Origin of the sequence: Peribacillus sedimenti (assembly GCF_046237635.1) — a bacterium.
GTDB lineage: Bacteria > Bacillota > Bacilli > Bacillales > DSM-1321 > Peribacillus > Peribacillus sedimenti.
On sequence record NZ_CP143547.1, the window covers coordinates 1,895,032 to 1,919,713 of the forward strand.

The 24,682-nt window shown below is 42.8% G+C and carries 24 protein-coding genes; 16 read left to right on the plus strand and 8 right to left on the minus strand.

Annotated elements, in window-relative coordinates:
• Window positions 1-118: 118 nt before the first annotated feature.
• Both V1500_RS09320 and V1500_RS09325 read left to right on the plus strand, forming a co-directional pair.
• Window positions 119-316 carry a hypothetical protein gene (locus tag V1500_RS09320; protein WP_409305282.1) on the plus strand — a complete coding sequence of 66 codons (198 nt, stop codon included), beginning with the start codon at window positions 119-121 and terminating at the stop codon, window positions 314-316.
• 301 nt (window positions 317-617) lie between these two features.
• Window positions 618-1,412, plus strand: a complete 795-nt coding sequence (locus V1500_RS09325; protein WP_409305283.1) for an inositol monophosphatase family protein — start codon at window positions 618-620, stop codon at window positions 1,410-1,412.
• 566 nt (window positions 1,413-1,978) lie between these two features.
• On the opposite strand, the gene V1500_RS09330 is transcribed toward V1500_RS09325, so the two are convergent.
• Window positions 1,979-2,164, minus strand: coding sequence for a YlaF family protein (locus V1500_RS09330; protein WP_409305284.1), 186 nt, complete (start codon window positions 2,162-2,164; stop codon window positions 1,979-1,981).
• A 114-nt stretch (window positions 2,165-2,278) separates the two neighbouring features.
• Here V1500_RS09330 and typA point away from each other — a divergent pair, with 114 nt between their 5' ends.
• Genes typA through V1500_RS09345 form a run of 3 tightly spaced genes read left to right on the plus strand, consistent with a single transcriptional unit; the run spans window position 2,279 to window position 4,753 of the window.
• On the plus strand, window positions 2,279-4,123 hold the full coding sequence (typA, locus tag V1500_RS09335; RefSeq protein WP_409305285.1) for a translational GTPase TypA: 1,845 nt from the start codon (window positions 2,279-2,281) through the stop codon (window positions 4,121-4,123).
• Window positions 4,124-4,147: 24 nt separating this feature from the next.
• A complete protein-coding gene (locus V1500_RS09340) occupies window positions 4,148-4,453 on the plus strand; it encodes a YlaH-like family protein (RefSeq protein ID WP_409305286.1) in 306 nt (101 codons plus the stop codon).
• 9 nt (window positions 4,454-4,462) lie between these two features.
• Complete coding sequence (locus tag V1500_RS09345; protein ID WP_409305287.1) at window positions 4,463-4,753, plus strand: hypothetical protein; 291 nt, start codon at window positions 4,463-4,465, stop codon at window positions 4,751-4,753.
• A 267-nt stretch (window positions 4,754-5,020) separates the two neighbouring features.
• On the opposite strand, the gene V1500_RS09350 is transcribed toward V1500_RS09345, so the two are convergent.
• The 3 genes from V1500_RS09350 to V1500_RS09360 all read right to left on the minus strand — a co-directional run bounded on the left by V1500_RS09350 (window position 5,021) and on the right by V1500_RS09360 (window position 6,372).
• Entirely contained in the window at window positions 5,021-5,476 is a 456-nt protein-coding gene (locus V1500_RS09350) for a hypothetical protein (RefSeq protein ID WP_409305288.1), read from the minus strand.
• Window positions 5,470-5,670 carry a YlaI family protein gene (locus V1500_RS09355; protein ID WP_409305289.1) on the minus strand — a complete coding sequence of 67 codons (201 nt, stop codon included), beginning with the start codon at window positions 5,668-5,670 and terminating at the stop codon, window positions 5,470-5,472. The genes V1500_RS09350 and V1500_RS09355 overlap by 7 nt, the downstream gene beginning before the upstream one ends.
• Window positions 5,671-5,898: 228 nt before the next feature.
• Window positions 5,899-6,372, minus strand: a complete 474-nt coding sequence (locus tag V1500_RS09360) for a YhcN/YlaJ family sporulation lipoprotein (RefSeq protein ID WP_409305290.1) — start codon at window positions 6,370-6,372, stop codon at window positions 5,899-5,901.
• 159 nt (window positions 6,373-6,531) lie between these two features.
• On the opposite strand from V1500_RS09360, the gene V1500_RS09365 reads away from it, so the two are divergent.
• Entirely contained in the window at window positions 6,532-7,860 is a 1,329-nt protein-coding gene (locus V1500_RS09365) for a PhoH family protein (protein ID WP_409305291.1), read from the plus strand.
• An 82-nt stretch (window positions 7,861-7,942) separates the two neighbouring features.
• On the opposite strand, the gene V1500_RS09370 is transcribed toward V1500_RS09365, so the two are convergent.
• The gene (locus V1500_RS09370; protein ID WP_409305292.1) at window positions 7,943-8,440 is read right to left on the minus strand and encodes a peptidyl-prolyl cis-trans isomerase; all 498 of its coding nucleotides are present in this window, start codon (window positions 8,438-8,440) and stop codon (window positions 7,943-7,945) included.
• Window positions 8,441-8,687: 247 nt separating this feature from the next.
• On the opposite strand from V1500_RS09370, the gene V1500_RS09375 reads away from it, so the two are divergent.
• Together V1500_RS09375 and pyc are read left to right on the plus strand one after the other, a co-directional pair.
• Complete coding sequence (locus V1500_RS09375; RefSeq protein WP_409305293.1) at window positions 8,688-8,969, plus strand: YlaN family protein; 282 nt, start codon at window positions 8,688-8,690, stop codon at window positions 8,967-8,969.
• A gap of 385 nt (window positions 8,970-9,354) precedes the next feature.
• Window positions 9,355-12,795, plus strand: coding sequence for a pyruvate carboxylase (gene pyc / locus V1500_RS09380; protein ID WP_409305294.1), 3,441 nt, complete (start codon window positions 9,355-9,357; stop codon window positions 12,793-12,795).
• Window positions 12,796-12,854: 59 nt separating this feature from the next.
• Here pyc and V1500_RS09385 read toward each other — a convergent pair whose 3' ends face one another.
• Window positions 12,855-13,823: a COX15/CtaA family protein gene (locus V1500_RS09385; RefSeq protein ID WP_409305295.1), complete on the minus strand. Its 969-nt coding sequence runs from the start codon at window positions 13,821-13,823 to the stop codon at window positions 12,855-12,857.
• A gap of 546 nt (window positions 13,824-14,369) precedes the next feature.
• Here V1500_RS09385 and cyoE point away from each other — a divergent pair.
• The 7 genes from cyoE to V1500_RS09420 all read left to right on the plus strand — a co-directional run bounded on the left by cyoE (window position 14,370) and on the right by V1500_RS09420 (window position 21,318).
• Window positions 14,370-15,308: a heme o synthase gene (gene cyoE / locus V1500_RS09390; protein WP_409305296.1), complete on the plus strand. Its 939-nt coding sequence runs from the start codon at window positions 14,370-14,372 to the stop codon at window positions 15,306-15,308.
• 278 nt (window positions 15,309-15,586) lie between these two features.
• On the plus strand, window positions 15,587-16,666 hold the full coding sequence (gene coxB / locus V1500_RS09395) for a cytochrome c oxidase subunit II (protein ID WP_409305297.1): 1,080 nt from the start codon (window positions 15,587-15,589) through the stop codon (window positions 16,664-16,666).
• A gap of 43 nt (window positions 16,667-16,709) precedes the next feature.
• A complete protein-coding gene (ctaD, locus tag V1500_RS09400) occupies window positions 16,710-18,584 on the plus strand; it encodes a cytochrome c oxidase subunit I (protein WP_409305298.1) in 1,875 nt (624 codons plus the stop codon).
• On the plus strand, window positions 18,584-19,213 hold the full coding sequence (locus V1500_RS09405) for a cytochrome (ubi)quinol oxidase subunit III (RefSeq protein WP_409305299.1): 630 nt from the start codon (window positions 18,584-18,586) through the stop codon (window positions 19,211-19,213). The genes ctaD and V1500_RS09405 overlap by 1 nt, the downstream gene beginning before the upstream one ends.
• Window positions 19,214-19,217: 4 nt before the next feature.
• Window positions 19,218-19,553 carry a cytochrome c oxidase subunit IVB gene (gene ctaF, locus V1500_RS09410; RefSeq protein WP_409305300.1) on the plus strand — a complete coding sequence of 112 codons (336 nt, stop codon included), beginning with the start codon at window positions 19,218-19,220 and terminating at the stop codon, window positions 19,551-19,553.
• Between the two features lie 202 nt (window positions 19,554-19,755).
• Entirely contained in the window at window positions 19,756-20,655 is a 900-nt protein-coding gene (gene ctaG / locus V1500_RS09415) for a cytochrome c oxidase assembly factor CtaG (RefSeq protein ID WP_409305301.1), read from the plus strand.
• A 201-nt stretch (window positions 20,656-20,856) separates the two neighbouring features.
• The gene (locus V1500_RS09420) at window positions 20,857-21,318 is read left to right on the plus strand and encodes a DUF420 domain-containing protein (protein ID WP_409305957.1); all 462 of its coding nucleotides are present in this window, start codon (window positions 20,857-20,859) and stop codon (window positions 21,316-21,318) included.
• Window positions 21,319-21,526: 208 nt separating this feature from the next.
• Here the strand turns inward: V1500_RS09420 and ytvI are convergent, their stop codons facing one another.
• Window positions 21,527-22,588, minus strand: a complete 1,062-nt coding sequence (ytvI, locus tag V1500_RS09425) for a sporulation integral membrane protein YtvI (RefSeq protein ID WP_409305302.1) — start codon at window positions 22,586-22,588, stop codon at window positions 21,527-21,529.
• A gap of 181 nt (window positions 22,589-22,769) precedes the next feature.
• Window positions 22,770-23,132, minus strand: a complete 363-nt coding sequence (locus V1500_RS09430) for a YugN family protein (RefSeq protein WP_409305303.1) — start codon at window positions 23,130-23,132, stop codon at window positions 22,770-22,772.
• Window positions 23,133-23,479: 347 nt separating this feature from the next.
• On the opposite strand from V1500_RS09430, the gene V1500_RS09435 reads away from it, so the two are divergent.
• Complete coding sequence (locus V1500_RS09435) at window positions 23,480-24,526, plus strand: CAP domain-containing protein (RefSeq protein ID WP_409305304.1); 1,047 nt, start codon at window positions 23,480-23,482, stop codon at window positions 24,524-24,526.
• Window positions 24,527-24,682: the final 156 nt, after the last annotated feature.

A 24,682-nucleotide genomic window follows, 5' to 3' on the forward strand; every position in this document is an offset into this window, starting at 1 on the left:
ACAGATATAAACTTCCGCTTTGTTTTTGGATAGATATTGTTGCGATTCAGATGCGGGAATCATAATATATAGAAAAACAAGTTTCAGAAAATTTGGTCAATGAAAGGGGAAGAAACATATGAAGCAGGTTGTAAATCATGCGCTTAAGGCAAAAGAAGTTGAAAGACATAGAGCAGCAGTACTCCGTTTGGAAATGGATTATGAACTGGCGACTCTTTTCGATGCCATTGGGGAAAAAAATGAACAAAAGAAAAATCAGTGCAAAAAGAAGCTTGAGCGGATCAGATTGGAACTGTTAAGGCTGAATGCCCTATAATGCGGGTTTCGGATGAAAAATAAGGAGATAATTAGCTAGAAAATGAAACTTTATTATTATCAGGGTTTATATGCATATTTTTAGGCGGGCACTTCTGAAATAAAGGAAAGTGTCCGTCTTTTATATCACTCATTTTCATTGGTTCTTTCCTATAGGATGGAAAAAGCGAAAACTCAGCAGGACAGTCTTCGAAAATCCAGAAACTTGAAGAAGGCATGTCTTTCGGTTACTCTTTTAATACAAAATAACAAATCCTGAAATAATAGTAGTGTTTATGCAAGCAAAGAGTGGAGGAGACCTCATGGCAAATTGGGAACAAATTGATACATACGCAAAGCAATGGATCAAAGAAGCCGGAGAACGGCTGAAGAAATCTTTCGAGGAAAAGCTTAATATAGAAACGAAGACGAACCCGAATGATTTAGTGACAAATATGGACAAAGAAACAGAAAAATTTTTCCTTGATAAAATTACAGAAACCTTTCCGGGCCACCGGATTTTAGGAGAGGAAGGAATCGGGCAGGCTGTTGAAGACCTGTCAGGGATCGTGTGGATTATTGATCCAATTGACGGAACAATGAACTTCATCCACATGCAGCGCAATTTTGCCATTTCCATTGGAGTATATGAACATGGGGTAGGTCATATCGGACTTGTATATGACGTTGTGCATGATGAATTGTACCATGCCAGGAAAGGCTATGGTGCTTTCATGAATGATAAAGAGCTCCCTCACCTGGAGCAGGCAAAGGTGAGTGAAACGATTCTTTCGCTGAATGCCACCTGGGTTACGGAAAACCGCCGAATTGATCCTTCCGTTCTCGGGCCTTTGGTAAGGGATGTAAGGGGGACGAGATCCTATGGTTCAGCCGCTCTTGAATTGGCATTTGTGGCAGCTGGAAGGCTTGATGCATATATCACGATGCGCCTCGCTCCATGGGACTTTGCCGGAGGAACAGTGATAATCGAGGAAGTAGGCGGAGAGGTAACAGACCTTTATGGAAAAAAACTTGATTACTTGAAAGGCGGAACGGTCTTCGTTTCCAAGCCGGGGCTGCATGAGGAAATAAGCAAGAAGTATCTAAAGGAGTTATAGATGAATCGCCGCGATATGCGGCGGTTTTTTTTACTTGAAAAGAGAATTGTTCGTAATGAGTTAAAAGTACCGGGGGGAATTATTGGGAATGAAAGAGGGTAAGCTGTGATAATTATGATAAATGAATGAGTTCTATCAGTATGAAGTTCAAATCTTCGACGTTATTTTTGGAGATTTAGCTTATCGCCATTATGAAGACCAATTTATCAACGTTTTGAATGGAATGCTGCTTCATCGCCTGTATGAAGATCCTTTCTTCAAGGATTTGAGCTGGAAATGCAGCTTTATCCCTTGTATGATAGCAGAATCGTCATAAGTTTTTAAGGAAATGTAGCTTCTGACCGTTTGAGGACCATTCTTCAGCGTGTGTTATGAAAAAAATACTTCATCGCATATTTGTCCTTTTAGTCAAAGGTTCTTTTACAATTTGCTGCTTGCAAGAAAATTTGTGCCTAGCTAGAGCAAATATACATTCTCGACAGCACAAAAAAAATCGCCGCTCCCCGCGACGATTTTTTTTATTATGTAGTGAATTCTAAGTTTGAGTATACGCTTCCATTAAAGCTCTAGAGTTTCCCCTTTTCACGCATTTTCTTCTTCTGTGTGAAGCCCATTCCCATAAAATAAATAAGTGCGATTAAACTGATAATGATTCCAACTACACTTTTTTCGCTAATGGCGATGCCGGTCCAAATCATGCTGGCAACGGCCATTAATGCAATAAATAATAGGTTCCATTTAATATCGCTCATTATTCTCACCCCGTATAATTCTATTGTACAGAATTTCTTGCTTTGTTTCTACTATGTTTGTGATATAATATGTAAGTTAATGGGACAGATATAACATAACTAGGAGTGAATTTTTTGAAATCACGTAATGATATTCGCAACATCGCGATCATTGCCCACGTTGACCATGGTAAAACAACGCTGGTAGATGAACTTTTGAAGCAATCAGGAACTTTTCGCGCAAACGAGCACGTTGAAGAACGTGCAATGGATTCCAACGATCTGGAAAGGGAACGCGGAATCACCATTCTTGCGAAAAATACTGCTGTTCAATATAGAGACACGAAAATTAATATCCTGGATACTCCAGGACATGCTGACTTTGGCGGAGAAGTAGAACGTATCATGCGCATGGTGGACGGAGTTCTGCTTGTGGTGGATGCCTACGAAGGTACAATGCCGCAAACTCGCTTCGTGTTAAAGAAAGCATTGGAGCAAAAACTTACACCAATTGTTGTTGTAAATAAAATTGATAAAGATTCTGCCCGCCCGGGAGAGGTTATTGATGAAGTTCTGGATTTATTCATAGAGCTTGGCGCTGATGAAGACCAACTGGAATTCCCGGTTATCTATGCTTCAGCGATCCAGGGGACAGCAGGCACTGATCCGGACCCTGCCAAACAGGAAGAAAACATGGAATCTCTATTCGAAGCGATTGTGGAAAATATTCCGGCACCAATTGATAACAGAGAAGATCCGCTTCAGTTCCAGGTTGCCCTTCTTGACTACAATGATTATGTAGGACGTATCGGAATCGGCCGTGTATTCCGCGGGACGATGAAGGTTGGCGAACAGGTTGCCCTTATGAAGCTTGATGGCAGTGTCAAGCAGTTCAGAGTTACAAAAATCTTCGGTTTCATTGGCTTAAAGCGTGTAGAGGTTCAGGAAGCTGTGGCTGGGGACCTGGTAGCCGTTTCCGGAATGGAAGATATCAACGTAGGTGAAACAGTGACACCTGTAGACAACCAGGAGGCTCTTCCTGTCCTCAGGATTGACGAACCTACACTTCAGATGACTTTCCTTGTAAACAACAGCCCGTTTGCCGGACGTGAAGGTAAATTCGTCACTTCCAGAAAAATCGAAGAAAGACTTAAGGCGCAGCTGGAAACAGATGTGAGCTTGCGTGTAGAAGATACTGATTCTCCTGATGTGTGGATCGTGTCGGGGCGCGGGGAGCTTCACCTATCCATCCTTATTGAAAATATGAGGCGTGAAGGATACGAGCTTCAGGTTTCTAAACCAGAAGTAATTGTCAGGGAAATTGACGGGGTCCGCTGCGAGCCGGTAGAACGCGTTCAGATTGATGTACCGGAAGAACACACTGGTGCCATTATGGAATCGATCGGTGCCCGTAAAGGGGAAATGCTCGACATGATCAATAATGGAAGCGGCCAGGTCCGTTTGATATTCAATGTGCCTGCACGCGGCCTAATTGGCTATTCTACTGAATTCCTGACACTGACACGTGGATATGGAATCATGAACCATTCCTTTGACAGCTACCAGCCGATGCAGACAGGACAGGTAGGCGGAAGACGTCAGGGTGTGCTTGTATCCATGGAAAATGGTAAAGCGACGCAATATGGAATTATGGGTGTCGAGGATCGCGGAGTAATTTTTGTTGAGCCAGCCACAGAAGTTTATGAGGGAATGATCGTGGGTGAACATAACCGCGAGAACGACTTGACTGTAAATATCGTAAAAGCGAAGCAAATGACCAATATGCGCTCAGCCAACAAGGACCAGACTACCACGATGAAAAAGGCGCGCATCATGTCCCTTGAAGAGTCTCTTGAATACCTGAATGACGACGAGTACCTGGAAGTAACGCCAGAATCCATCCGTCTTCGTAAAAAGATTCTTGACAAGAATGAGCGTGAAAAAGCGGCTAAAAAGAAGAAATATGCTGAACAAAATTAAGTAAAGATGTGGGGATGAGGAGAAATGGTCCAGGAGCGGTTGACATTTTTTGCAGCATTATTCAATGTAGATACAAATCCTGAGGCTGGTATGTGGTATTTGTACGCTACAGTATTTTTACTGTGCATCATTGTCTATAGATTGGGGTTTGCAAAGAAGCTGCCTTTATTACAAAATGCGGTCATATATTTTGTAATGGGCCTTGGATGCACGATCCTCACTTTCTTTGCAGTATTTTTGCCGGTATGTGAAGGTCTGGTGGTTGCTATATTGGTTCTTGCTATATACAAGCTTCGCCTTCACAATCATAAAAACGAAGAGCAGGCGTAGAGGGACAGAATGCGATCATTACAGGATGCAGTATACAATTGGCTTACGATAAAAGTGGTTTGTGATGCAAGGCCTGATGATACAGCGGCTGCCGACACTCTGAACCTTTTTCAGCAGCTTTTGCAAGATGAACATCATGTGGCATCGATAAAGGTAAATAGGGAAGAACCTTTCTACTTCGTGGATATCCAAACGAAGCAGGAGGAGCATAAAAAGCTGCGGTTCCCTATTGAGCTCATCGATGTGATGCTCGAGCAAATGATCGCTGAACCGGAAAAATATAAAAATTATAACGACTAAAAAAAACCTTGCGTTGCCTGGACGCAAGGTTTTTTGTCATTTCTCAAGCATATATGTCGCCTTTACTTCTGAAGGACGTTCACCCACGGTCAGGCACACAGAATTCGCCTGGTTCAGCAAAAAGATTCATGCAGTGTACTTTCATCCGCTGTTACACATCAAATTTCCGGTACTTCACTTGGCGGATCCGGCTGTTTTTTTAATCCATCATACTGGAGCGATTGTATAAACGGGTCCTATATTTCCTGAAACCACCCATATGCCCGGTCAGCGGTGTTTTCGTTCTCTTGTCAAAAACGGACGAGAGAAGATCGGCAGGCAAAATGCATATACAATGTGACCCGCCGTCCATAATCCAAAGCCTCTAAGGTCTGAAGGTGAAGTTAACATTTCAACCGCCCAGAAGCTGAGAGGGAAATATAAAAGTGATGCAGGCAAAACCAGTAAGAAGCTGACAATAAATTGCCCTGACGCTTTCTGTATCATCCAGGCCGATGTTAATACTGTATAAGCCACCCCGATGGCCAAGGATGTTACCAGATGAAAACTGAATTCCCAAGCTTCACTCCACTCTGTTAATCCAATGGCGGGCAGGAAGTCAACATTCAATAACAGGGCATATACCCTGATTCCTGAGATGGATTCGAACAGCTTAAGCAAAAAGCCGAGAATCAATCCGGATAACAGGCCTGTGGCCATGCCGACTGCGATATTTTTTACCATTCATCATCCTGTTTTTTTGCACGGTACAGCCTGAAGTTGCCAGTCTCCATCCGGTTGTTTGTCTTTTGCTCAATTCGGTTATAGCATGCCTGGCATAAGTAAGTATGTATTGGGCGATTCCGTAATTTTTTTGCTTGGGGTGAAAAATCAGGAATCGACTCGATTACGTCACAAATTACACATTTCACTCTCATCTCGGGTCCTCTTTTCTCTATTCGGTACAAATTAATTTTTATGATTCATACAAGGTGCGATTTCAGAAAGGGCCGCACCGTTTCTGTAACTTCAATGTAATAAGTATAACATGATATGAGTGGAAAAAAGATATAAAACGCAGTTGGTCTCAAGGTTTGAAAGGTACGGCTAAAATAAATGAAAGATCCCTGGTGTTAACCAGGGATCTTTCCTATTCCATAAGCTATTTATCCATCACCCGTGCTTTCTGGTGTGATTCGCTTTTCTATGTCCGATAATTCATTTAGGATTCCCCTTAAAGGCTTGCCCTCTTTTATATCAACTGACACTTTCTTTAACCTGTCACTGATATCCGGATCCGCGACAATCTCAACGCGCTCACCGAACGGATGGTTTTTTAATGCTTTTGCCACATTGCGCTTTACTTTGTATGCCTCCGGACCATTTAGCTTTCCGTCAACATCAATGCCGACTATAATGTAGTGATTCATTACGATGGCGGTCGCATTATTGACACCGGGAACCCCAAGCGCCATTTCTACAAGGCGGTCAGCAGTTTTTTGATTGGTGTGCCTTTCGTGCTCTTCCACAGGATTATCCTGGCCACCGTCAAGTACTCCTGGACGTTCACCGTTTGTACCGTTATTTGTACAGGCTGAAAGGATAAAATAAAGCATGATAATCAAGGCTGCCCTCTTCATATGCACACCCCCGCGCATGACAATTTGTTCATAGTCTGTATTTATTCTTCTATCTTTATGTAAATGGACATATATTTTAGCAACAATCTCGTCCACAGCATAAACTATACTGAACGATTGGTGGACTTTTCTGGAGAATGAACAGGCAGGGGGCTTCATATGAATAAAATCTATGTGTTAGATACCAATGTCCTGCTGCAGGACCCATATTCCATTTTTTCTTTTGAGGAAAATGATGTGGTCATACCAGCTGTAGTGCTAGAGGAGGTAGACTCGAAGAAAAGATATATGGATGAGGTAGGCAGGAATGCAAGGCAGGTATCGAAATTAATTGATGGCTTCCGGGAGGTAGGCAAGCTCCATGAAAAAATCCCTCTCCATAACGGAGGAACGATTAGGATCGAATTGAATCACAGATCCTTTCATCAGCTTCAGGAAATTTTCGTTGAAAAGACGAATGATAATAGGATATTGGCTGTTGCTAAGAATCTTTCATTGGAAGAAGAAACCAAGGAGGATGGCAAACAGGTCATCCTCGTTAGCAAGGACACGCTTGTAAGGGTTAAGGCAGATGCAATAGGATTGACTGCCGAGGATTTCTTAAATGATCGTGTTGTTGAACTGGACCATATTTACAGCGGCTATCAGGAGGTTTTTGTGCCTAAGGAAACTCTGGATAAATTTTATGCAAAGGGTACTCTTTTGCTCTCTGACATCATGGCTAACCGTTTGTATCCCAATCAATTTGTACTGATGAAGGATGCACTTGGCGGCTCATCATCGGCTATTGGAATCTTTGACCAAAATAAGCAGACTGTAAGAAAGCTTGTCTTTGACCAAGATCATGTCTGGGGCATCAAGCCGAGGAATGTGCAGCAAACGATGGCCCTGGAAATTCTCCTTCGGTCCGATATCCCGCTTGTGACACTGATTGGAAAGGCAGGTACCGGGAAGACGCTGCTGGCGCTTGCAGCAGGTCTGATGCAGACAGAAGACCTTGGCCATTATAAGAAATTGCTGGTGGCAAGGCCGATCGTGCCGGTGGGCAAGGATATTGGTTTCCTGCCGGGAGAGAAAGAGGAAAAGTTAAGGCCGTGGATGCAGCCGATCCATGACAACCTGGAATACTTATTTAACACGAAAAAACCTGGAGAGCTTGACGCCATCCTTGCAGGAATGAGTTCGATCGAAGTTGAGGCGCTGACCTACATCCGGGGCCGAAGCATCCCTGACCAGTTCATCATCATAGATGAAGCCCAAAATCTGACGAAACACGAAGTTAAGACGATCATTACAAGGGTAGGGGACCGAAGTAAGATCGTGCTTATGGGAGACCCTGAACAAATTGACCACCCATATTTAGATGAATACAACAACGGCCTCACTTATGTCGTAGAAAAATTCAAGGATCAGAAAATGGCAGCTCATGTTAAGCTTGTCAAAGGAGAACGATCGGGGCTTGCACAGCTAGCTGCAAATATATTATAAAAAGAAGGCAGTCGAAAAGAAAAGGTCGGTTTGGACCGGATCTTTCCTGATCTGCCTTTTGGAGCATAGGCCAGTCAAACTGTTATTCTATGCGAAATGCGCGAACGTTGGTGATGGGGTCTGCAGCATTGGATCCGTCTCCGAAATATACATGGACAGGGCCATCTTCTTTTAGAGGCTTGCCATCCTTTGCGAAGCCTAAAATGAATTGTTTTGCCTCTTCCAGGCTATATTCACGTTCGCCAGAAGCTGTCTCTATAATGAGTACAGAGGCATTGGCATCCGGCGCGGCATTTTTGATGAATGGCTCCAATGGCATTCCGAAGCTGCCAGTTAATATCCGTTCTTTCTCATATTTCTTTTCGGTTTTAAGAGTTGGAGGGAATACGGCCCCTTCCTGGATCTCTCTTGACCAATGCTTGGATGTGGCCTTTGTATACTCTTCCAATTCATCCCGAGCCACTTTCTTTGTCGTAAAATATGTATTTAAATCAACTTTTCGATCATCAAAGATCCAGACTCCTGAATCGAGTGTAATAGGAAATGTGACTTTGCCGTGTATAGTCATAATCGATTCCAAACCATTTCATTCCTTCCAGTATAAATTCTGTGTGTCATAACCTGTATCAACTATAATGCCCTCTCTTAGTATAGTAAATTTGAAGCAAAATGTCACAGCAAGAATCAATGAGAAAGACAGAGGCTGTTGTAAAAGCATTCGGACAGAACAAGGCTAGCAAATTGTCCTGCTATGTTCTTGCTTTTTCAGCTAAGTAAGGGTAAAATTTAGAGATAAGATTTAATCGCTCTGAGCGGGGGGATTTAATATGGCATCCGAAATGCTTGTCAACCATCGTGATAAAGCCTTTGCCTTACTGAAAGCTGATGCTGACAAGATTTTAAAACTTATAAAGGTACAAATGGACAATCTGACTATGCCGCAATGTCCTCTATATGAAGAGGTTCTTGACACACAAATGTTCGGCTTATCTCGTGAAATAGATTTTGCTGTTCGTTTAGGCCTGGTAGAAGAATATGAGGGAAAAACCCTCCTGGAAGCACTGGAAAGGGAACTTTCAGCGCTGCATGAGGCCTCGCTACGTAAATAAAAGTACAATAATTAACTCAAACAATCGGAAATGGTTGTTTGAGTTTTTTTATAAGGTAATTAGAATGAAAACCCCATCCGCTAGTTTCTTTAATTATTGGATTAATTTATTATTTCCATTCAGTGTCAAATGGTATATCATTTGTCATTAATAGTATTACATATTTAATTTTGCTAGTGAGATAGACATAAAGTTTGCATGTTGATGTTCTCTATATTAAAATTTTCACAAGATTGAAAATTGAATTCCTTGTTAGCCTCTGGGTGTGTAAAGCATCCGAAATGGGTATAAGAAGGGAAATGGACCAAGGCAGTAAGGGAATGGGCTTTGCCCATTTCTTTTTTAATAAACTATTTGAATATACATAGAAGTGGTGGGTGTAGGAATGGAACGACGTATTAAGAAAGTGTTGGCCGCAAACCGCGGAGAAATTGCAATTCGAATCTTTAGGGCGTGTACCGAGCTTGGAATCAGGACGGTAGCGATCTATTCCAAGGAGGATTACGGTTCCTATCATCGTTATAAGGCAGATGAGGCTTACCTTGTCGGAGAGGGAAAGAAACCGATAGATGCATATTTGGACATTGAAGGCATCATTGACATTGCCAAGGCCAGCGGGGTAGATGCCATTCATCCCGGTTATGGCTTCCTCTCAGAAAATATCGAATTGGCCAGACGCTGTGAAGAGGAAGGCTTAATCTTCATAGGGCCAAATACAAAGCATCTCGATATGTTCGGAGATAAGGTAAAGGCGAGGGAACAGGCGCAGCTTGCGAATATTCCGGTCATTCCGGGCAGCGACGGTCCTGTCCAGGGATTGGAAGAGATCATTTCATTCGGGAAACAGCACGGATTCCCAATCATTATAAAAGCTGCATTGGGTGGCGGGGGACGCGGCATGCGTATTGTCAATAAGCTTGAGGAAATCAGGGAAGCATATGACAGGGCCAGGTCTGAAGCAAAGGCTGCGTTCGGCAGCGATGAGGTTTATGTTGAAAGATTTATCCAAAATCCTAAACATATTGAAGTACAAATCCTTGGTGACAAACAGGGGAATATTGTCCATTTATACGAAAGAGATTGCTCAGTACAGCGTAGGCACCAAAAAGTGGTAGAGGTCGCTCCGAGTGTGTCGCTGTCCGGCTCTTTAAGGGACAGGATCTGCCAAGCTGCGGTGGACCTGATGAAAAACGTGGACTATGTAAATGCCGGGACAGTCGAATTTCTCGTCAGCGGTGAAGAATTTTTCTTCATCGAGGTTAATCCGCGCGTACAGGTGGAACACACCATTACAGAAATGGTTACCGGAATAGACATCGTCCAGTCTCAGATTATGATAGCCGAGGGATATGGCCTTCATGACCCGGAAGTGGGCATACCCGCTCAGGAGAAAATCCATACCCACGGATACGCGATTCAATCACGTGTCACCACTGAAGACCCATTAAACAATTTCATGCCGGATACAGGAAGAATTAATGTTTATCGCTCAGGCGGCGGCTTTGGCGTCCGTCTTGATGCAGGGAACAGTTTCCAGGGGGCTGTTATCACACCGTATTATGACTCACTCCTTGTGAAGCTTTCAACACATGCTCTGACATTCGAACAGGCTGCTTCCAAAATGGTACGGAATTTGAAGGAATTCCGGATTCGCGGAATCAAGACGAATATTCCATTCCTGGAGAATGTAGTTAAGCATGAAAAATTCTTGAGCGGAGAATATGATACTTCCTTTATTGATACCACTCCTGAGCTTTTTGTTTTCCCTGTCCGAAAAGACCGTGGAACAAAGATGCTTACCTATATCGGAAATGTAACGGTGAATGGTTTTCCGGGTGTAGAAAAAAGAAAAAAGCCGATTTTCGACAAGCCGCAGATTCCGGTTCTGGAAAAAGGTGCTGAATTCCAGAACGGAACAAAGCAAATCCTCGACAGCCAGGGTACCGAAGGCCTGGTAAATTGGGTGAAAAACCAGAAGGAAGTACTTTTGACAGATACAACTTTCAGGGATGCTCATCAATCTTTGCTTGCGACTAGAATCAGGACACGGGAGCTGCTTCAAATTGCGGAGCCAACGGCAAAGCTGCTGCCTAACCTATTCTCTTTGGAGATGTGGGGCGGGGCCACCTTTGATGTAGCGTACCGTTTCTTGAAGGAAGATCCTTGGGACAGGCTTCTGTTCTTAAGGGAAAGAGCACCGAATGTACTTTTCCAGATGCTGCTTCGTGCGTCTAATGCTGTCGGTTACAAAAACTATCCGGATAATGTTATCCATGAATTCGTAGAGAAATCGGCGCATGCGGGAATCGATGTTTTCCGGATTTTTGACAGCCTGAACTGGGTGAAGGGAATGGAGGTAGCCATCGATGCTGTCCGCCAGACCGGAAAATTGGCTGAAGCGGCTATTTGCTATACAGGAGATATCAATGATCCCACCAGAAGGAAGTATGATATCGATTATTATAAGAATCTGGCAAGAGAGCTTGAGAACCAGGGTGCGCATATTCTGGGAATCAAGGATATGGCAGGGCTGCTGAAGCCGGAAGCTGCCTACAGGCTAATATCTGAACTTAAAGATACAGTGGATATACCGATCCATCTTCATACCCATGACACGAGCGGAAATGGAATTTATATGTATGCCAAAGCAATTGAAGCCGGTGTCGATATCGTCGACACAGCATTAGGATCCATGGCCGGCCTGACATCCCAGCCAAGCTCTGAAACCCTGTACTACGCTTTGCAGGGAAATGCAAGGCAGCCGAAAGTCGATGTGAAATCACTGGAAAGCCTGTCACATTACTGGGAAGACGTGCGCAAGTATTATCAGGATTTTGAGAGCGGCATGAATTCACCGCATACTGAGGTATACCGTCATGAGATGCCAGGCGGCCAGTACAGTAACCTCCAGCAGCAGGCAAAGGGCGTGGGCCTTGGAGAGCGCTGGGCAGAGGTAAAAGAAATGTACCAGCGCGTAAACGCAATGTTCGGGGATATTGTAAAGGTTACGCCTTCATCGAAGGTTGTAGGGGACATGGCTCTATTCATGGTGCAAAACGATCTGGATGAAGAATCAGTGATCGAAAAAGGCAAGTCCATCGATTTCCCTGATTCTGTGATTGAGATGTTTGAAGGGCATTTGGGCCAGCCGCATGGCGGGTTCCCGGAAGAACTGCAAAAAGTAATTCTAAAAGGAAGAAAACCGCTTACGGTGCGACCGGGAGAACTTTTGGATAATGTGGATTTTGATGCATTGAAGGAAGAGCTCTTCAATGAAATCAAACGGCCGGTGACAAGCTTTGACGCGGTTGCCTACGCGCTTTATCCTAAGGTATTCCTTGATTATGTTAAAACTGTTGAACAGTTTGGCGATGTGTCAATGCTGGACACTCCTACCTTCCTGTATGGGATGCGCCTTGGTGAAGAAATTGAAGTGGAGATCGAGACCGGAAAGACACTAATGGTCAAACTGGTTTCCATAGGGCAGCCACATGCTGACGGCACACGCATTGTTTATTTTGAATTAAACGGGCAGCCAAGGGAAGTTACAATTAAAGATGAAAGCATCAAATCCGCCGTCCAGGCTAAAATGAAGGCAGACCCAAAAAATGAACAGCACATTGGCGCTACAATGCCAGGAACTGTCATTAATGTCGTCGTAACAAAAGGGGAAAAGGTAAATAAAGGAGACCATCTGATCATTACAGAGGCTATGAAGATGGAAACTACTGTCCAAGCGCCATTCTCAGGCACCATTGAAGAAATATATGTGTCTAATGGAGAAGCGATCAATACAGGCGATTTATTAATAAAAATAACTAAATAAATGAAAGAGGCCATCCCTTTTGTGAGGGATGGCCTTATGTCGTATTTTCCTAAAGCTTCTTACTGGGCAGAGGCAGGCGGTATTTCAGGTGCTTTATCCAAGCTTTCAAAATACGCGAGGTTTTGTTCATTTTTGCTGCTTCTTTGTGAGAGCAGCTGCAGATAGCTCATGACCCCAAAGAAACATGAAATGAATAGGGCATGTGACAATGCGATATACAGGTTAAGGCGGGTGAAGATGATAAAGGCTCCGGCCGTTACCTGAAGTGCAACCAGGATAAAGGATATGATCCAGCCCCAGTATATCACTTTTTGGTGTTTATAATGCTTGATGGCAAGATACGTAACATAGGCAACCCATATGAATATCAGTCCGGCGGCAGCACGATGGCCCATTTGTACCCATTCGTACAGGTTTTCTGGCAAAACGGGCGAAGAATTGACACACAGCGGCCAATCTTTGCATACCAGGCTGGATTTCGTGTGGCGGACTAGGGCTCCTGTGTATACAACAACGAAGCTGTATATCATGATCCCATTTATGTGGGATTTCATTCTCCGGTCAATCACCAGCTTTTCTGCCTCGAATTTTTTATCCACTTCAAAAATCAACAGCGTCAGGAGAAGCACTGATGCAAATGAGACAAGAGATATCCCAAAATGCATGGCCAGAACAAAATCGGACTGTCCCCAGATAACAGCTGCCGCTCCAATCAATCCTTGCGCCACCAAAAAGAAAATGGAGATAAGGGCCAGGAATTTGGTCTCCCTTATATGTCCAATCTTCTTCCAGCTCCAAACAGAAAGGATCAGCACCATAAAACCTACAGAACCAGATACAAGCCTGTGGGCGAGTTCAATTACCAGCTCCAGTGTAATATCTGTAGGGACGAACTCGCCATTGCATAACGGCCAGGACCTGCCGCAACCCATCCCTGATTCTGTTTTCGTAACAAGTGCGCCCCCAAGGAGGATCAGTAGCATCCCGAATGTTGTAAATACCGCAAACCACTTTAACGCCCGATGCACTATAGGTCACCTACTTTTTTATGATTCTTTCATTCTAGCGATGCATTTTATAAAGAAAAATAAATAATAAACAGTGTTATGAAATCGTTTTTATTATCCACTAGATATTACACAAAACGTAAGTTTTTTACAAGCGGACATTTCTGATTATTTATCTTTATTTTGTTGATGAATGGTTGAAAGTTGCTAAATTGTCTGATAGAAATAAGAAGTGGGAATTTTGCTTCTTTTCTATTATACAAGGCCGGATTGTTTGATAGCTGACATAATTTATTGCGGGAAGCATGCAAAGTCCATTCACAATTTGGTCAAAAATTATACAAAAAAAATTCACAAATTTAGAAGATTTTGTGTTTTAATATACAGAAGAAGGGGTTTCCAAAAATGGAAATTATAAAAATGTTATACTCAACATATAATTAAAGAACTATTTCTAAGTTTGATTGACACTTCCTTAATTACAAATGGAGAAAAGTATGAAATAATATACTAGGTGTATACCAAACGCTTTTCTTGTTTGTGGAAATTATGAAGGAGGAAATATATATGTCTAATTCAAGGGCTTTGCCTGATGCTGCCATAAAGGACAGTGATGGGACCCTTCATTCTGCATTACCAGAGACAACAGCCTGGAAGGACTTCCTGGCTTTGATAAAGATTGGCATTGTCAATTCAAACATGATTACCACTTTCACCGGCTTGTGGCTGGCTCTGCATTTTTCAGGAATGCATTTCCTGACTAATCTGGACCTGGTTTTTTATGTCCTTGCTGGCTCGGGGCTGATTATTGCTGGTTCATGCAGCATTAATAACTATTATGACCGCGATATCGACCACTTGATGGAAAGGACCAAGTCGAGGCCCACGGTTACAGGGAAGGCATCCCCTTCAAAAGTGCTTGCTCTTGGACTTGCACTTATCGCTATAGGTTTGGTGTTTTTGGCGCTTGCAAACTTTATGACTGCATTCATCGGGTTTTTAGGAGTTTTTGCCTATGTAGTTCTATACACGATGATTACAAAAAGAAGGTATGTGTCCAATACGATTGTAGGAAGTATCTCGGGTGCCGTTCCTCCGCTTATCGGATGGGCAGCTGTCGATCCTAATCTTGATATAATCGCATGGATGCTATTCTTGATAATGTTCATCTGGCAGCCGCCTCATTTCTATTCACTTGCGATGAAGCGATGTGAAGAGTACAGAGCTGCTAATATTCCAATGCTGCCAGTTGTGAAGGGCTTCAAGGCGACAAAGCGATCCATCGTCCTTTGGGTAGCATGCCTGCTTCCGGTAGCTTTTTTCCTTACTGATCTTGGGGCGCCTCTAGTCATTCTGGCAACCATATTAAATCTGGGATGGCTTATTCTCGGGCTTAGCGGGTATAAGATGAAGGATGATTTGAAGTGGGCAAGGCTTATGTTTGTCTACTCCTTAAATTACATGACAATCCTATTTGTTGCGATGGTCATCGTAACCCTGATATAGCAGGATTACCAATAACATATGCATGATGTTGCACCAGCATCTGGAGCGTTTTAAACGAGAAGCGCTCCAGGTGATTTACATAAATTAGCGGCAAGGCCTTGAACGAATCATAAGATTTGTCTTTCTTGTTAGATTATCTGATTGTAGTTTCAATGGAACCGGATATCAAAATCAGGAGTTCTTTCTCATTGCAGAAATTTTTAATAGAGAGAATTTTCACAACCAGCCATACTACGACTTATGGGGAAATTTTTTACGAAAGAGGGGTTTCATAAGCTATGAAAAAAAGGCTGCACATGTGGCGACTAGCTTCACTGTTTGCTGTATTGGCTTTAATCCTGGCGGGTTGCGGAGAAGCAAATATTTCAGCGTTGCAACCAGCAGGTGAAGTTGCACAGACACAGTATGACTTAATGATCTTAAGTACATTGATCATGGTGTTAGTTATCGTTGTAGTTGTCGCAATATTCTTAATCGTTATCTTCCGATTCCGCCGGAAAAAGGGTGATAACTCAATTCCTAAACAAATAGAAGGAAGCCACAAACTCGAACTTATCTGGACAATCATTCCTATCCTTCTATTGATCATCCTTACGATTCCGACTATTATTACTACTTTCGACTTGGCTGATACAAAAGCGATGGAGAAGAAGAATAGGGATGGCAAGAAAAAGGATGAACTTGTAGTAAATGTCCGTGCCAATCTGTACTGGTGGGAGTTTGAATACCCTGACCTAGGGATCGTAACCAGTCAGGATTTAGTCGTGCCAACAGATGAAAAGGTTTACTTTAACCTGACTGCCTCAGATGTAAAGCACTCATTCTGGATTCCAGCGGTAGGCGGCAAGATGGATACAAATACCGATGGTGAAAATCAATTTTGGCTTGAATTTGACAGCAAGAAGGCAGATGATGTCAAAAACACATTCCTGGGGAAATGTGCCGAGCTTTGCGGACCATCCCATGCGTTGATGGATTTCAAAGTAAAGACAAAGTCGCGTGAAGAATTTAATCAATGGGCAGAAGACATGAAGGCTGCAAAAAAACCTGTTGCTGAGGGAGACGTTGCCAAACAGGGTGAAGAAGTCTTCAATAAAAGCTGCATTGGCTGTCATGCTGTATCTCCTAGCGACGCAAGGCCGGCAGCAAGCCGTACTGCACCTAACCTTGCTACATTTGGCGAACGTGAAAAGATTGCCGGAGTCCTTGAGCATAATGAGGAAAACCTTGCAAATTGGATTAAGGACCCGCAAGAATATAAGCCTGGTAACACGATGCCTTCATTTAAGGATATGGACCAGGAACAGATCGATGCCCTTGTAGAATATTTAATGGGGCTTAAGGTTGAGGAGAAATAATAGTTTACTAGTGGAACATTGATTTACATGAGGAGGTTAAACCGTGAGTACGCACGCTCAGAAAAAAGGATTTGGCGCTGTGGTATGGGACTACTTAACAACAGTGGACCATAAGAAAATTGCCATCCTGTACTTAATTGCTGGCGGACTGTTCTTTGTTGTCGGAGGACTGGAAGCGATGTTCATCCGAATTCAGCTGGCCGTTCCGAACAATGACTTTGTCAGCGCCGGCCTATATAATGAAATACTTACGATGCACGGAACGACCATGATCTTCCTGGCAGCCATGCCGCTGATATTTGCTTTTATGAATGCTGTCCTTCCGCTTCAAATTGGAGCGCGTGACGTTGCATTCCCTTTTGTTAATTCACTTGGTTTCTGGTTGTTTTTCTTTGGTGGGGTTTTCCTAAACCTATCTTGGTTCATGGGAGGAGCCCCAGATGCAGGGTGGACATCCTACGCTTCGCTGTCCCTTCATTCCGAGGGACATGGGGTAGATTTCTATGTATTGGGCCTTCAGATTTCCGGTCTGGGAACATTAATTGGGGGTATTAACTTCCTTGTAACCATTATCAATATGCGCGCTCCAGGGATGACCTATATGCGCATGCCGCTGTTCACCTGGTCTTCATTCGTGGTTTCAGCACTTATCCTGTTTGCATTCCCGCCGCTGACTGTTGGGCTGGTATTAATGATGTTTGACCGTATGTTCGGCTCCAACTTCTTTGTTGTGAATGCAGGCGGTAACACGATAATCTGGGAGCATTTATTCTGGATATTCGGACACCCTGAGGTATATATCCTGATTTTACCTGCTTTCGGCATTTTTTCTGAGGTATTTGCCACTTTTTCAAGAAAAAGATTGTTCGGATACTCTTCCATGGTATTCGCAACTGTCCTGATTGGTTTTCTTGGTTTCATGGTATGGGCTCACCATATGTTCACAGTAGGTCTAGGACCAATCGCTAACGCTATATTTGCAGTAGCAACAATGGCAATCGCTGTTCCTACCGGAATTAAGATCTTTAACTGGCTATTTACCATGTGGGGCGGAAGCATCAAGTTTACGACACCAATGCTGTATGCGGTTGCTTTTATCCCGTCGTTTGTTGCGGGCGGAGTTACAGGAATCATGAATGCTGCTGCACCTGCAGATTACCAGTACCATGACAGCTATTTCGTTGTTGCGCATTTCCACTATGTAATTGTAGGCGGTGTGGTGTTCGGCCTTTTAGCGGGAACTCACTTCTACTGGCCAAAAATGTTTGGAACCATGCTTAACGAAACAATGGGCAAGATTACATTCTGGCTGTTCCTGATTGGATTCCATTTAACATTCTTTATCCAGCACTTCCTTGGATTAATGGGTATGCCTCGACGCGTATTTACCTACCAGGCAGGCCAAGGCTGGGAAACCCAGAACCTGATCAGTACGATCGGTGCCTTCTTTATGGCAGTGGCGATTCTAATCATGCTTATTAACGTGGTTATGACTCAGGTGAAAAATGTAAAGGTTGGCAATGATCCTTGGGGAGACGGCCGTACACTAGAATGGTCGATTCCTTCACCGCCTCCATTCTACAATTTTAAGCAGCTGCCGCTTGTTCGCGGCTTGGATGCATGGTGGGTAGAGAAGATGGAAGGCAAAAATGAAATGACACCTGCGGAACCAATTGGGGACATTCATATGCCTAATTCATCGTTCCTGCCGTTTGTTATTGCATTCGGGTTGTTCGTAGCAGCCTTCGGAGCATTGCATCACCGAGACAAAGGAGTAGAATGGGATGTACCGGTAATCATCATTGGCTTGCTCATCACCTTTTCAGCCATGCTGATCCGTTCAATCAAGGATGACCACGGATTCCATATCCATAAAGAAGATCTTATAGCAGAAGAGCAAAAGGGAGGGAATGCATAATGCACGCTGAAGAAAAATTCACAGATGCTTCCTGGCCGGCTGCTCCAGAAAAAGCTACCCTGGAAGGCAAAAATAAATTTCTTGGCTTCTGGCTATTCCTTGGCGGAGAGACAGTCTTGTTTGCTTCCCTGTTTGCAACCTATCTCGCTTTAAAAGATAAAGTTCCGAATGATACACATGCACTAGCTAAGGACTTATTTGAATTGCCTCTCACATTTGTGGCAACTATGCTGCTTCTAACAAGTTCTCTTACAAGTGTATATGCTATGTATCACATGAAGAATAACGACCATAGTAAAATGCAGGCATGGCTTTTGGTAACTGTACTTCTCGGTTTCGGGTTCCTTGGCCTTGAGGTTTATGAGTTTAATCACTATGTCCATGAATTTGGACATAAATTCACCAGCAGTGCCTTCGGTTCAGCATTCTACACATTGGTCGGGTTCCATGGAGGGCACGTAGCATTCGGTTTGATGTGGATTCTTTCATTGATGGTTCGTAATGCAAAGCGCGGGCTCAATCTATATAATGCACCGAAGTTTTATGTAGCGAGCCTATACTGGCACTTCATCGACGTTGTATGGGTATTCATCTTTACCGTAGTATACTTAATGGGAATGGTGGGATAAACTGATGGCGAACGATCAAACGAATTCAGCTAACCCAAATGTAAATCTGAAATACAGACGCAGAAAGAATGCAGAGGAGATGAGGCATCAAGTAGTATCTTTCTCCTTAATGATCTTCTTGACACTCATCGCATTTCTTGCAGTGGCAGTGGAAGATTTCCAGCATTGGTTTACAGTTCCTTTCATCCTTCTGCTGGCTGTTGTACAGGTTATTTTTCAGCTTTATTATTTCATGCACATGAAGCACAAAGGACATGATACAATAGCCTTGTTCCTGTATTCAGGTGCTTTGGTTGGGGCGATAACCATACTTACTTTTGTTACGATTACATGGCTTTAGTCCAAATAGAAAACCGGCTACCTGGTAGCCGGTTTTTTTTGTGCGATCTTAAATCAAAAAATCAGGGCTCGTCCAATCTTGAACAGCTGTAAGAGATGTTGGGTAATTTTCCTTATTGTCCCTGATAAACTTATATTATCCTTCTAAAGGGGCAGATGATATAATAGTAGAAAGGAAGTAATTTTTTTTTCGGGGTGATAACATGTCGATCAGTATATTTGGCTTCCGTGCTTTATGGAGCCCGTACTTCTTTGTGGCCCTCGTTTTGCTTACAATTGCTTATTTTATTTTGACTACAAAGTATAGAAGCAGATTTTCCGGCAGTGAGCGGCATACAGCAGGACAAGTTTCTCTTTTTGTAACGTTTATGGTTTTATTGTACATCATCAAAGGATCGCCTCTGGACCTGCTGGGGCATATTATGTTCAGTGCACATATGGTACAGATGGCCGTGTTATATTTGGTCATGCCGCCTCTATTGATCATAAGCATTCCAAACTGGATTTGGAGAAAACTGTTCACCTTGTCTGCATTTGACCGTATATTCAGCTTTTTTACCAAACCGCTGATTGGTTTGCTGGTTTTTAATCTCTTGTTTTCTTTTTACCACATCCCGCTTCTCTTTGATTTCATAAAAACTGATATGTGGATTCATGCTATTTATACGAGCGTATTATTCGTTACTGCCATATTTATGTGGTTTCCGCTTGTCAACCAGCTTGAAGAAAAGCAGACTCTTACCGGATTATACAAGATTGGGTACATATTCGGGAATGGCATACTTCTAACGCCAGCCTGTGGACTGATTATTTTTGCTGATAATCCGCTTTATTCAACATTCTCGGATCCTTCTGCCTGGTCGAAAGCGATGGAGTTATGTGTGCCATCTTCATCCCTGGCAGGGTTAAATCTGAGCGGCCCCGAGCTTTTTAATGGACTGCCATTGATGGATGACCAGCAGCTTGGCGGAGTATTGATGAAAGTGATCCAGGAAGTTGTTTATGGAGTGGTGCTTGGCTATATTTTCTTTGCATGGTACCGAAAAGAAAACAATGATAATAAAATTGACCCTCTTTCGGGAGAAGGCTATCCAGCGAAATAAAACCTGCACTTAGCAGGTTTTTTGTTTGAGCAGCTGTTAATCTGCAAATGAAAATGCCAAATAAGATTTGATGGTGTAAATCCTTTCCAGTGGAAATTTGATCATTTTGTTAATAAAGTATTCAGATGATTGAATTTGTACAAATCCTTATATAAAATAAATGAGATAAATATATAAACAGAGAGGGCGTTTTTGTCTATTATGTCTTTACCGATTCTGCCTACTATCAGCACGACATTTATCGTTTTGAGTGCGGTGACTGTTGCAATTGGCTGGTATCAAATTAAACAGCGTAAAATTGAGAGCCACAAGAAAACGATGATTGCCGCAGCAATTTTTGCCTTAATCTTTTTTATCATTTATGCATCTAGAACTATTTTTATTGGAAACACCTCATTTGGCGGTCCAGACGACATTAAGATCTATTATACGATTTTCCTTATATTCCATATTACTTTAGCTACCACAGGGGCAGTTTTTGGTATTGTCACTCTGTTGACAGGCTTTACAAATAAGCTCGCCAGGCATCGAAAGCTGGGACCGATTACGAGTATAATCTGGTTTTTTACAGCGATTACAGGTGTAGCGGTGTATTTATTGCTTTATGTCTTCTATCACGGAGGAGAAACTACATCTGTCATTAAGGCAATCCTTGGTTTATAATATTGGCAGTAACAGTGGTTTGACCAGCTTGATTCAGTTAGTGCAACTAGTTAGATATATTGAAAATGCCGCTCTGTTTCTGGAGGCGGCATTTTTTATTTTTTTGTTGGAACCTTTAGACCCGATCGATAAACGGGATGAGAGATAGTTGATAGTTAGATAGAATCCCTGCCAGATATGAAAGAGCATTTCATATGATGTTTCCTGATTACATGCCTTTTCTTTCCAGTTTGAACAGACCAGCTTCACTTGCGGAATTGATAGCGATCAAAAGAAAAGGCCCTATGAGAAAACCAAATATTCCAAGGAGCTGCCAGCCTATATACATACTGATTAATGTAGTAAGCGAAGAGAGCCCGATTTGGCTGCCCATCACCTTTGGCTCTACAGTTCTGCGGATTATGATGATAACCACGCCAAGGATTGCCAGTTTTGCCGCCAAAACGATATCTCCGGTCAGAAGGTTAAAAAGCGACCATGGACCAAGGATCATTACAGACCCAATGATAGGGATAAAATCCATTATCCAGATGATGAATGCCGTAAATAATGCTGTCTCCGGGTGAATCATGAGCAAACCTACAAGTGCGACAAGAAAAATTAGTACGCTCATAAAAAACTGCGCCTTCAAGAACCCGATGATGACAAAGGACATTCTTGATGACATATACCTGACTTTATCCGCCGTGCTGTCGGAAAGGCAAGAGTATATTCTCCGTCGTAAGTCAGGGAGATCAAGCATAAACAAAATCAATGCAATGAAGTATACCAAGAGGCTTACAAGATAATTAGGGAGGAGGGTGATGAAAGCGGAAAGCTGCTGAATGCTGATCAATCCTCCGAGCTCTTCTCTTAACCGATTCAGCAGCTTGTTGATCTGGAATCCAGCTTGTTCGACGAAGGCTTGTGGAAGTCCGGCGGATGCAGTTTCCATTCTTGCCTCATAGTCACTCCAAATTTGACTGACATCATTTATGTAACCCGGTGCTTGTCTGATGAATTGTACGGCATCGGTAATTACTTTTGTAGTTAAAAAATAGATGGAAACAAGGAAAACCAGTATAAATCCGATAAAGACAAGCGCAGCAGACCATCTATGCTTGATTGCCAGCTTTTGCTGCAGCTTATTGTTGAGGGGTTCCAGGAAGAGGGCTGTAATGAATGCTGTAACAATCGGCAATGAAATTGGAATCAGGTAGAAGGCAAGTAATAAGGAAGTAAATGCGATGAACAGCAGAATAAAGGGCTTCTTTGTAAAAAAACGTTTCAAATGGCCGGCAACTCCTTTTACAACTGGACTTATTTTTGATTATAGACTGAAAGCATGCTAACATACAATGAAATGAGAATCCCAATAAGCCCGGAGCTTTCGTGGGAAATCTAACAGAGCCGGCAGGGGATCTTGAAAAATAAAACGCACGAAAAAGCTCGTGCGCTGTAGATTGCTAGAATTAGAGACCAGTGAATTCATCAAGTTTGGCCTTGATGGAGCCAAGGATTTTCTCACATTGCTTGACCAATGTTGGGGGGAAGTGTTCTCCCTCTCCATATTCAATTCCATGAGGATAATAATGTTTACCTAGTAAGGGAGTCATCAGCTGTATCACTGCTTTATGGGCTCCTACATCTCCTTCTGTGGCATAGCCCAGTACCCTCAGATAGAAAACGCCTTCTTTAAGCTCGAACTTACGGTCGAAGCTTACTCTTTCATAGTCCCACTGTTCAGCGCGGATTAACCCGTGCTCAGGCATAAGCTCATCGAGCCAATTTAAGTCAGCGGTTACATTTTCAAAACCAAAGCTTTCAAATTTCACGTAGTTTTACCTCCCGAGTTCCGAATAAAAGAATGGAAAAATGATCAACATGGAGAATAGTATGTATGAAAAGCTTTTTTCTCCAAATAGGTTAATAGACAGACAAATTTTCCTCATAATTTATAATAGCCTGAAATTATTCAAGTTGCAATGAGTACATGGCTTAGAAGATTAATTCTTCACAAAAGTTACAATATTTGCGCGAAGCACCTATTCTATAAAAGGAAAGCAAACAATGCTATAATGATATAAAATAATGCCAAACGGAAAATTGGGTACATCTTTTTTTATTCACACAATCAGAGAGGAGGAGTCTTCCTCTGCGTACTTTGATCAAAGTATTAGTTTTGGGAGCGGTTTTTTTCATCATTGGAATTTACTTTAATATTGGCCAGGAAGGCGGAAACAGAGGCATACTGATAGGCGACCAGGGAACAAAGCAAAAAAATACTGACGACCCCGCAAGGAAGACTAGCTCTGATTCCTCATCACCTGAGGGATTCCCAAGGGAAGGCATTGGTTCTTTTCTAGGGAAAAGCATTACGTCCGCCACCAAACTCTATGGCAGCCCGGCAAGAGTCGATCTATCTGCTTTCGGTTATGAATGGTGGATCTATAATCAGGATAAAAATCAGTATTTTCAACTGGCTGTTTTGGACGGAAAGGTCGTGTCTGCTTACGCAATAGGCAAGGATGCCAATATTTATCCTTTTAAAATCGGTCAGTCCATTGATGAAATTTATTCACGGTTGTATATAGAAACATATGTTGACATAGATACCAAGGAAAGTTCCTATCGTTTTGAGCTGTCGGAAGAAGATATGAACATGAGGCCGCTGATCAAGCTGGGCTCTGTATATGCCCAGGTTTACTTGGATAAATTCACAGGAACCATATCCAGTGTGCGCTTTTTGGATAAGGCAACATTGGTGAAACAAAGGCCATATGAATTGACCTATAGGGGCAAGCTGAGTGAAGAAGTCCCGCTTTCTGTCCAAGAATGGGCAAAAATAGAAGAAGGCAACAAGAGACAGATTTTTGATATAACGAATATTATCAGGAGCAGATTTGATATACCGGAGCTAGAATGGGATGAGCAAACCGCCCGTGTAGCATATCTTCACAGCCAGGATATGTCCGAAGCCAGCTATTTTTCCCATACTTCCCCAACAAAAGGCGAACTCAGTGACCGCTTGAAGGAAGGGGAAGTCAGCTATGTGGAGGCCGGCGAGAATATTGCAGCGAAGTATGTGGATGCTGCTGCTGCCATGGAAGGCTGGTTAAATAGCGAAAGCCACAGGGAAACCATGTTGAATGAAGATTTTACACATTTGGGTGTCGGTGTTTACCGAAACTTTTACACCCAGAATTTCATAGAGAGTGACGGACAGTAATCAAAACTTTATCGGACGAGCCAGTGCATGGCTCGTTTTTTTGTGCTTATTGCCGCTGTTGTAAGGACAAATACTTTCCGTGCCGATTTCATCAGACAAAAACACACCGAAAAATCGGCGGGAACCCTTTATATCACCATAAATTTATCCCGAAGT

Bases quoted from the DNA above. Each gene is read 5' to 3' on its own strand.
- V1500_RS09320 (WP_409305282.1), top strand. From the start codon at position 119: ATGAAGCAGGTTGTAAATCATGCGCTTAAGGCAAAAGAAGTTGAAAGA.
- V1500_RS09325 (WP_409305283.1), top strand. From the start codon at position 618: ATGGCAAATTGGGAACAAATTGATACATACGCAAAGCAATGGATCAAA.
- V1500_RS09330 (WP_409305284.1), bottom strand. From the start codon at position 2,164: ATGAGCGATATTAAATGGAACCTATTATTTATTGCATTAATGGCCGTT.
- V1500_RS09340 (WP_409305286.1), top strand. From the start codon at position 4,148: ATGGTCCAGGAGCGGTTGACATTTTTTGCAGCATTATTCAATGTAGAT.
- V1500_RS09345 (WP_409305287.1), top strand. From the start codon at position 4,463: ATGCGATCATTACAGGATGCAGTATACAATTGGCTTACGATAAAAGTG.
- V1500_RS09350 (WP_409305288.1), bottom strand. From the start codon at position 5,476: ATGGTAAAAAATATCGCAGTCGGCATGGCCACAGGCCTGTTATCCGGA.
- V1500_RS09355 (WP_409305289.1), bottom strand. From the start codon at position 5,670: ATGAGAGTGAAATGTGTAATTTGTGACGTAATCGAGTCGATTCCTGAT.
- V1500_RS09360 (WP_409305290.1), bottom strand. From the start codon at position 6,372: ATGAAGAGGGCAGCCTTGATTATCATGCTTTATTTTATCCTTTCAGCC.
- V1500_RS09365 (WP_409305291.1), top strand. From the start codon at position 6,532: ATGAATAAAATCTATGTGTTAGATACCAATGTCCTGCTGCAGGACCCA.
- V1500_RS09375 (WP_409305293.1), top strand. From the start codon at position 8,688: ATGGCATCCGAAATGCTTGTCAACCATCGTGATAAAGCCTTTGCCTTA.
- pyc (WP_409305294.1), top strand. From the start codon at position 9,355: ATGGAACGACGTATTAAGAAAGTGTTGGCCGCAAACCGCGGAGAAATT.
- cyoE (WP_409305296.1), top strand. From the start codon at position 14,370: ATGTCTAATTCAAGGGCTTTGCCTGATGCTGCCATAAAGGACAGTGAT.
- coxB (WP_409305297.1), top strand. From the start codon at position 15,587: ATGAAAAAAAGGCTGCACATGTGGCGACTAGCTTCACTGTTTGCTGTA.
- V1500_RS09405 (WP_409305299.1), top strand. From the start codon at position 18,584: ATGCACGCTGAAGAAAAATTCACAGATGCTTCCTGGCCGGCTGCTCCA.
- ctaF (WP_409305300.1), top strand. From the start codon at position 19,218: ATGGCGAACGATCAAACGAATTCAGCTAACCCAAATGTAAATCTGAAA.
- ctaG (WP_409305301.1), top strand. From the start codon at position 19,756: ATGTCGATCAGTATATTTGGCTTCCGTGCTTTATGGAGCCCGTACTTC.
- V1500_RS09420 (WP_409305957.1), top strand. From the start codon at position 20,857: ATGTCTTTACCGATTCTGCCTACTATCAGCACGACATTTATCGTTTTG.